Source organism: Thioalkalivibrio sp. (genome assembly GCF_007692535.1).
In the GTDB taxonomy this organism is placed as follows: Bacteria; Pseudomonadota; Gammaproteobacteria; order Ectothiorhodospirales; family Ectothiorhodospiraceae; genus Thioalkalivibrio.
The window spans coordinates 1-8,320 of the sequence record NZ_REBW01000077.1 but is presented as its reverse complement, the minus strand read 5'-3'; the positions used below and the strand labels follow the sequence as shown (position 1 = coordinate 8,320).

Genomic DNA, 8,320 nt, shown 5'->3' with positions numbered 1-8,320 from the left:
CTGCATCAAACCTAGCGCGTCCAGGGGCGTCAGGGCAGATGCAGGGTGGCGATCTCGCCGAAGATGGCACGCAGGTCGTCGAGACTGGGCGGGCGGGCCTCCCATGCAGGCGCAAACGCGCCCTTACAGGTCATCCGCAGCACGTCGGGCTGCTCCTCGCTCTCCAGCCAGAGATGGTAACCGCGCCACATGCCCATCACCCCACCGTCATCGTAATCGGCCAACCCCAAGCCAACGCCGAACCCCACGGCGGCGAGCTGCACTTCCGGTCGTGGCAGCTCAACCCATTCCTCCATCTGCTGCACGCGTCGGATCACGAAGGTTCCGGGCTGCACCATCTGGCTGCGTTCACGATCCAGGGTGCGGATCTCCAGGTTGCAGCTGGGCGCATACCAGTCATGACCCGCCGCGACCCGACCGCGCTGCAGCCAGGTCCGCGCAGTGCCGGGCCGGATCTCCAACGGCTGATGGAGTTCGATTACGGAACCCTCGGGAATCACGAAAAACGGGGACGCGGGATCCCTGGTGACTTCCATGGCCGCGCAGCCCAGCAATGTGGCAGCCAGAAGAACTACGAGAAGCCTGATCATGGTCACATCCCTCCTCGCCAGTGCAGCACCGTTGGGCAACGGCATCCCCTTCCTGACTCGACAATCTCAACACGAATCCTGCGTCTGGGGCCACCCACGCGCCGTGCGGCGGATGACGGCCTGCGGACTTTTCCGCCCCCGCCGCCTTATGGAGTGCGGGAGCTTGCTCCCGCTGTCCGGCGCCGGGACCAGCCCGACCCCCAAAGCGGCGGCAAGCCGCCGCACTCCATGGACGCCAAGGCTTTCAGGATTTCGGGGTAGCGCGCTCCGAGGCCGTGGGGGTTGACCAGGCAACCCCCATAAGAATCCGGTGGCGTTATCGGCGGCGAAGTCATAAGCTCTGCCCGGATACCATGACACAAACCCTCACCAGCAACTATCTCGATCTCTTCCTGCGCGACGTTCCGTTGCTGGATGTGCGCGCGCCCGTGGAATTCGCACAGGGTGCCTTTCCCAATGCCCACAACCTGCCACTGCTGACCGACACCGAGCGCCACGAGGTCGGCCTTCGATACAACGAGGAGGGGCAGCCGGCCGCGATCGAACTCGGTCATGCCCTGGTCGGCGGCACAACGCGCGAGGCCCGCCTGCAAAGCTGGCTGCGCTGGTGTGAACGGCATCCGGACGGCCAGCTCTACTGTTTCCGCGGCGGCATGCGCTCGGGCACCGTGCAGGAGTGGCTGGCGCAGGCCGGCCGCCCGATCCCGCGGATCCGGGGCGGCTACAAGGCCATGCGCCGATTCCTTCTCGACAGTCTCGAGCAGACCTCGGCAGCCCTGCCGCTGCTGCTCCTGTCGGGCCGCAGCGGCACCGGCAAGACCCGCGTGATCGAAGCGATCGACCACGCCGTGGACCTGGAGGGACTGGCCCGCCACCGCGGCTCGGCGTTCGGGCGCCGTCCCGGAGGACAGCCCACCCAACCCGATTTCGAAAACCGGCTCGCGATCTCCCTGCTGCGGCTGCATGCCCTGCAGGAAACGGGTGGACGCCGCCCGGTGGTTGTGGAGGACGAGAGCAAGTTGGTCGGCCACCGGCTGGTTCCTCCGTCGCTGTACCTCCGGATGAAGGCCTCGCCCCGCGTGTTCATCGAGGAGCCGCTGGAGAGCCGCGTGCAGGTGACCCTGGACGACTACGTTTCCGGGCCGCTCGCCGAATATATACAGTTCCACGGCGAGGCCGAGGCGCTGGACCGGCTCGGTGCCGAACTCCTGGCCTCGCTGGACCGGATCCGCAACCGCCTCGGCGACGCCCGTCACCAGGAGCTGCGCCAGGCCCTCCAGTCCGCACTCGACGAACAGGCCCGCAGCGGCGCGGTCGAGGCGCACCGAGGCTGGATCCGCGCCCTGCTGGCGGAGTACTACGACCCGCTGTACGACCACGCCCTGAAGCGCCAGGGCGACATCGGTGCCCCGTTGTTCGTCGGCAGCCGCGCCGACGTCACGGCCTTCCTGCGGGACGCCGTGCGGCGGCCTGTGGAACCGGGTCGCTGAGCCGATGCAGCGCTCGCTCCTGCTGACTGCGGTCTTCCTGGTCCTGGGCTACGGCTTCTGGGTTAGCCCCGATCTCAAGGAGATCGCGGCGGGCATCGCTCTCTTCCTGTTCGGCATGATGTCCCTGGAATCGGGGTTCAAGGCCTTCACCGGGGGCGCGCTGGAGATCGTGCTGCGCCGATCCACCGACCGCCTGTGGAAGAGCGTTGCCTTTGGCCTCGGCAGCACCACGCTGATGCAGTCCAGCACCCTGGTGTCACTGATCACGATCTCCTTCGTCAGTGCCGAGATGATCTCCCTGGCGGCCGGGATCGGCATCATCATGGGCGCAAATCTGGGCACCACCACCGGGGCCTGGCTGATCGCCGGACTGGGGCTGCGGGTCGACATCGCCGCCTACGCAATGCCCATGCTCGTCTTCGGGGTCATTCTGCTGCTCAACAGAAGCCGGGAACTCAAGGGCGTTGGCTACCTGCTCCTCGGCATCGGCTTCCTGTTCCTCGGCATCGCCTACATGAAGGAGGGCTTCGACGCCCTGCAGGAGGGATTCGATCTCTCCGCCTACGCGGTCCCGGGCCTGGCCGGCCTGCTGCTGTTCACCGCCATCGGGATGGCAGTCACCGTGATCATGCAGTCCAGCCATGCCACCCTGCTGGTCATCATCGCGGCGCTGGCGGCCGGACAGGTGACCTACGACAATGCCCTGGCGCTGGCCATCGGCGCCAACCTCGGGAGCGCCTTCACCACCGCTCTCGGGGGCCTGACCGCCAACCTGGGCGGCAAGCGCCTGGCGGTCGCTCACGTCCTCTTCAACGTGATGACCGCCGCGGTGGCGATTGCGCTGATCGATCAGATGGTCTGGGCGGTGGACTGGATCAGTGACCTGATCGGTATCGCCGAGGACGACTTCCTGCTGAAACTGGCGCTGTTCCACACCCTTTTCAACCTGCTCGGGGTGATGCTCCTCGTCCCCTTCGTCAAGCAGCTGGAGCGTGCCTTGATCCGCTACGTGCACTTCGTACCGCCGCCCGCCGAACAGCCCCGCTTTCTCTTTCCCGAGGCGCTGAAGACCCCCGCCACGGCCGTGGCGGCGGTGCGCAATGAAGTCGCACACCTCTACGACAATGCCCACGTGCTGATCTCCCACGGCCTGAGCCTGCGCAGGCGCGTCATCGACTCCGATGCCTCGCTTTCCGACGCGGTCCGCAGCACCCGGCGCATCATGCCGCTGGACGTGGACGACGTGTACGAAAAGAAGATCAAGAGCCTCTACAACGCCATTGTCGATTTCATCGGCAACGTGCAGGACCGCGAGATTCCGCAGCAGTGGACCGACCGCCTCTACAGCCTGCAACAGGCCAGTCGCGATATCGTCGAGGCGGTCAAGGCCATGAAGCATCTGCACAAGAACCTGTCGCGCTTCGGCGTCTCGCCCAACCCGCCGGTACGCGAGCACTACGACGCCCTGCGCGTGCAGATCGCCAAGCTGCTGCGGGAGATCCGGGAGCTGCGCACGGAGGAGCCGGGCGCCATCACCAGTCTGTCACTGGATTCGCTTAAACTCTCGCTGGAGAAGACGAGCCGCGAACGTCTGGACAGCATCAACAGGATGGTTCGGGAGCGAAGAATCCCGCCGCATATCGCCACATCGCTGATGAACGACGAGGCCTACGCGTATCGGCTTGGCGAGAAGCTGGTGGGAGCGGCGCACGTGCTCCTGTTTTCAGACGAACCTGCGGACCGGATCGCCGAGGAGTTGCTGGCACTCGACGACAGGGAAATCGAGCGCATGGCCACCGGTTCTGAACAGAGCGGTAAGACTGCTAGAGAGGCACGCTGATGAAAACCAAAAAACTGCTCGCGAAACTCGCCAACTTCATGGACAAGGACCGGAACGTTCAGAGCGACGAACTCGCCGCCATCCGCGAGGTGCTGAAGAAGCTGAAGACCAAGGAACGCAAGCTGCGCGAGAAGCTCGAGGACAACCCGGATGAAGAACAGCGCAAGGAACTCCAGGGTAAGCTCGAAGTCGTGCATGCGCAGAGGATCAAGGGCCTGGACCGGGTGATGGAGATCCGCGAGAGTCGCAAGGAAAAGAGCGCCCCGGCGGCGGCGACGGACGAAAAGATCACGGAAGAATAACGCCGCGCCTTCAGTTTGCTTCCTGCTCGGACAACTCCGCCAGAATCTCCTCCGTCAGCCGCTGGACCGCCAGCTGCCGATCACCCCGGGTCGGGTCGAAGAGCTCCGGATTCAGGCGCGACCACTTCGGTTTCAGCCGGGCCTCCCGCATTGGCCGCGGCAATGGTCCGCGCGCCCAACGTGATTCCGGGCCGCCACCCGAGGCCAGGGCCCCCTGGGCCGCATGGCCACGGCGCAGCAGGGCCCGGATCAGGGCCATCTGGCGGACGATCAGAAGACGCAGGGTGTCGTCGGACACGCGCCATTCGGAAAAGCCGTGCAGGCGCCCCCAGACCCGCCTGTGCAGCGGCAGCGAAGTGCCGAGGACAGCCCCGACCGCGGTGCCGGTCAGCGTGCCCAGGCCCAGTGTCACGCCGAGAGTGGCGGCATCCACAGCCGCGCCGGCAGCCGCCCCCGCAGCCGCGCCTCCACCCATTCGCATTCCGTAGTGCTTCAGGGCATCGGGATTGAACAAGTCCATGCCCCACGCGCCGTTCACCAACGGCAGGTGCGCGTGATCGTAGTGGCTGCTGCTGAACCGGAAGAGCCGCAATAGGGCATCGACACTGCGCTGTTCGCGCTGTCGCACCGCATCCTGGTTGCGCAGGATCATTTCCCGCAGCTTCGCGGCCTCGAGGTCCCCGGGGATGATCCGCAAGCAGCCGGCGGTGTCGATCAACAACTCGGCCAGGTACTCGGCAGCGGCACGCCGAAGCCACTCCCCCTGCTGGCGTCGATCCTCGATCAGCCGTTGCAGGGGCTGATCGTAGGCATCCAGCAGCGTGCGCAGTTTCTCGTACAGCCGCCGTTCGCCGGCCTCGTCGAAGACCACGGTGTCGAAGGCGACGACGGCATGCAGGTTCAGTCGGGCCAGTTGCTCCCGCCACTCCGGCTCCCGGCTCGCCGGGTTGGCCACGAAGTTCAGCACGGGCAGCACCGGGATCGCGCAGTAGGTGAGGATGGTCAGCTCCTCCCGGTATTTCCCGAGCACCGGCTCGCGGCAGTCGATCACATAGATCGCAGCGTCACTGTCCAGCATCTGCCGCAGAACCTTGGCCTCCTGCTCGTAGCGGGTGGCCGCCTCCGGGCCGTCGAGGAACCGGCGCACGCGTTCGGGCGCGTCGAAGCGCTCCGGACCCGCGAGGCGATCCAGCGCGTCCAGCACCCCGTCCGGATCCTCCAGGCCCGGCGTGTCCAGCAGCAGCATCACCGGCTCGCCGTTGGACAGTAGCAACTGGATTCCCTCCACCTGGCGCGTGGTCGCCGGCTCGTCGGAGACATGGCCAAAGGCCTCGTCGCGCGACAGCGTCCGGAGCAGGGACGTCTTGCCCGTATTGGTGTGCCCAACCACGACCACCTTCACCATCGCGCTCATCCCTCTGCCACTCCCTGACCCACCAGTTCCACCAGTTCCCGGGTACCCGGATGGCGCGGGTCGTCCAGATCGACCTCGAGCACGTAATCGAGGCCGGCGCGTGCCCCCGCCAGCTGCCACTGCCGAAGCCTTCCGGCGCGCTCGATGCCCCGCGCGGCGAGCGTGCCGCCCTCGTCGAGCAGGGCCCAGACCGGAGCCTTTGTCTGCTCGCGCACCGCGGCAAAGAAGCGCTCGGCGCCGCGGTCCGGGGTGCGTGCGAGGGAGCAAAGAACCAGAACAACGCCGGGGGCCGTATCCCGTGCGCGCAGCGCGGAGAGCACGTCGCGGCGCTGGGACCGGTCGTCCGCGCGGCCGAGCGTGATCCAGTCCACCCCAGAAAGGCGGGGTGGCCAGTCGTTGCTGCCGCGTTCCAATTCCAGACCGATCAACAGCACCCGCCCGTGCACCGGCGCCGGCCTGGACCTCGACGCCGGTTCCAGCCCTGGTGCCTCGGGCGGTCGCGGATCCAGCACGCCGATCGAGCGCGCGTGCGCACCGAGCCGGTCCGACAGGCGCGCATAACCGGGAAGGCTGGTGTCGAGCCGCAGCCGCCCGGCCGCTCGCCGGACCAGCAGCAGGCTGATCAGGGTGAGGAGCGCCCGCGGCAGAAGGCCATAGAAGAGGATCGAAGAAAGCAGCAGCCCCGACCAGAGTTCACGGCCGACTGCGCCGTCGAGGCCGATGCGGCTTGCGCGCACGATCTCCGCGTCGGGCATCGGCCAGCCCAGCGACTGCGCCGGGGCCCCCAGCATCGCCACCAGCGCGACGAAACTGCCCTCGGTGAGGAGGGTGGTGCCCCAGACGAACTCGTATTGCCGGACACTGAGAGCGAATACCGCACCGAGCAAGGCACCCAGGCAGAACATGGCCCAGAGGCCGTGGGTGAGGGCGCTGGCGACCCAGCGCCCGAAACCTCCCCGGCGCAGCAGCCCTACGCTGGCGGACAGCACCACGGCGGACTCCGGCCGTCGCGACAGGCGCCGCCCCAGCGCGTGCACCGCCGCCAGCGCCGCCCGACCCAGGGCGCCGCCGCCGCCCTTCGGTCGGTACAGGGTAAAGACGAGCCAAAGCAGCAGCATCAGGAGCTGCAGACCCAGCAGTGCCGACAGAGCCCAACCGATGTTTACCGTGGCATCCTGGCCGAAGACCGCTGCGGCAGAGCCCATCCCGGCTAGGAACGCCAGCACCACCGCCCCAAGGAGCAACCAGAAGCGGATCTGGTTCAGACTCTCGAGCGTGCCCGCAAAACGGCGGCCCAGGGCCATCTCGCCTGCGCGTCGCACCAGCCGCTGCTCGAAGTCGCCTCCGGCCTCGCGCGCGCGCGCGTCCGCTGCCGGATCGTCGAGGATCCTGCCCAGACGGTCTTCTTCCAGGCGGACGGCCTCCGCGACGAGGCGCTGGCGGACGGGGGTCATGGCTTTGGTCACGGGAGGGAAATCCGGGTCTGGCGAGGTCGTCGGTGTCGATGCCCTGCGAAGATATCAGATTTACCGCCCTCCCCGGTGTTCACGGGCGCGGCCACCTCAGGCAATGGCCCGCACCCCTGCCCTCCCCGGCCTATTCAACCCTGCAGACGTCCTCGAACTCGAAACGGGGACTGCGCGGGAACAGGGCCTCGGGTCGGCCATAGCCCAGGTTGCACAGAAAATTCACCCGGGTGCTGGTGCCGGCGAAGAAGGCCTCGTTGACCTGGTCCGCGTCGAAGCCCGACATCGGCCCACAATCCAGGCCCAGCGCGCGAGCTGCCATGATCAGGTACGCACCCTGCAAGGTGCCGTTGCGAAAGGCCGTGGCCTCGATCAGGGGCTCGTTGCCAACGAACCAGGCACGGGCATCGGTGTGCGGAAAGAGCTTCGGCAGGTGCTCGTGAAACTCGAGGTCGTAACCGATGATCGCGGTAACCGGGGCGGTGCGGGTCTTCTCGACATTGCCCTCGATCAAGGCAGGCAAAAGCCTGGCCTTGGCCTCGGGGCTCTTGACGAAAACGATGCGCGCCGGGCTGCAGTTGGCGCTGGTCGGCGCCCAGCGCAGGACATCGAAGAGTTCCCGCAGCAATTCGTCGCTGACGGGCCGCTCCTGCCATTCGTTGTGGGTTCGGGCATCGAAGAAAAGCTGGTCCAGACATTGCGCGTCGATGGATTCACTCATGTATCGGTTCCTTGGATTTCGCGGGTGGGTGGGAGTCACGTGTCTCGCGCCGCCGGATTCTCCTGTTGCCGTCGCATGATATGGCGTTGGAGAAAGCGATCCAGCTGATTGGCAAAGGCCTGGCGATCGCGCTGGTTCAGCGTCGCCGGGCCACCGGTATCGACCCCGGAGGCGCGCAGGGTCTCCATGAAGTCCCTGATGTCGAGGCGCGATCGGATGGTGTCGGCACTGTACATTTCACCGCGCGGGTTGAGGGCGTGTCCACCCTTGTCGATGACCTCGGCGGCCAGGGGAATATCGGCGGTGACGACCAGGTCGCCGGGCTCCAGACGGGCAACAATCTCGTTGTCGGCCACATCGAACCCCGAACCCACCTGCAGCATCCGGACATAGCGGGACGGAGGAACCCGGACCGGCTGATTGGCCACCAGCGTCACGTGTACCTGGGCGCGTTCGGCAGCGCGGAACAGGATCTCCTTGATCACCACGGGGCAGGC

General features: G+C 66.8%; 8 protein-coding genes. 3 read left to right on the top strand and 5 right to left on the bottom strand.

Features of this window, described 5'->3' with window-relative positions; all coding sequences use genetic code 11:
* Positions 1-29: 29 nt before the first annotated feature.
* A complete protein-coding gene (locus EA346_RS02995; RefSeq protein ID WP_296755470.1) occupies positions 30-590 on the bottom strand; it encodes a hypothetical protein in 561 nt (186 codons plus the stop codon).
* Positions 591-943: 353 nt separating this feature from the next.
* Here EA346_RS02995 and mnmH point away from each other — a divergent pair, with 353 nt between their 5' ends.
* From mnmH to EA346_RS02980, 3 genes are read left to right on the top strand one after another with little or no spacing between them, the layout of a single operon-like run.
* Positions 944-2,080 (top strand): tRNA 2-selenouridine(34) synthase MnmH, encoded by a 1,137-nt coding sequence (mnmH, locus tag EA346_RS02990; protein ID WP_296755468.1) that lies wholly within the window; start codon positions 944-946, stop codon positions 2,078-2,080.
* A gap of 4 nt (positions 2,081-2,084) precedes the next feature.
* Entirely contained in the window at positions 2,085-3,920 is a 1,836-nt protein-coding gene (locus EA346_RS02985; RefSeq protein WP_296755465.1) for a Na/Pi symporter, read from the top strand.
* Positions 3,920-4,222 carry a hypothetical protein gene (locus tag EA346_RS02980; protein WP_296755462.1) on the top strand — a complete coding sequence of 101 codons (303 nt, stop codon included), beginning with the start codon at positions 3,920-3,922 and terminating at the stop codon, positions 4,220-4,222. Before EA346_RS02985 ends, EA346_RS02980 begins: the two co-directional genes overlap by 1 nt.
* A 10-nt stretch (positions 4,223-4,232) precedes the next feature.
* Here the strand turns inward: EA346_RS02980 and EA346_RS02975 are convergent, their stop codons facing one another.
* The 4 genes from EA346_RS02975 to EA346_RS02960 all read right to left on the bottom strand — a co-directional run.
* Entirely contained in the window at positions 4,233-5,636 is a 1,404-nt protein-coding gene (locus EA346_RS02975) for a GTPase/DUF3482 domain-containing protein (protein ID WP_296755460.1), read from the bottom strand.
* Positions 5,633-7,102, bottom strand: coding sequence for a DUF2868 domain-containing protein (locus tag EA346_RS02970; RefSeq protein ID WP_296755457.1), 1,470 nt, complete (start codon positions 7,100-7,102; stop codon positions 5,633-5,635). The genes EA346_RS02975 and EA346_RS02970 overlap by 4 nt, the downstream gene beginning before the upstream one ends.
* 130 nt (positions 7,103-7,232) lie before the next feature.
* Positions 7,233-7,823, bottom strand: a complete 591-nt coding sequence (locus EA346_RS02965) for a malonic semialdehyde reductase (protein WP_296755455.1) — start codon at positions 7,821-7,823, stop codon at positions 7,233-7,235.
* A 35-nt stretch (positions 7,824-7,858) separates the two neighbouring features.
* On the bottom strand, positions 7,859-8,320 hold a 462-nt coding region (locus tag EA346_RS02960), incomplete at its 5' end, for a YaiI/YqxD family protein (protein ID WP_296755452.1).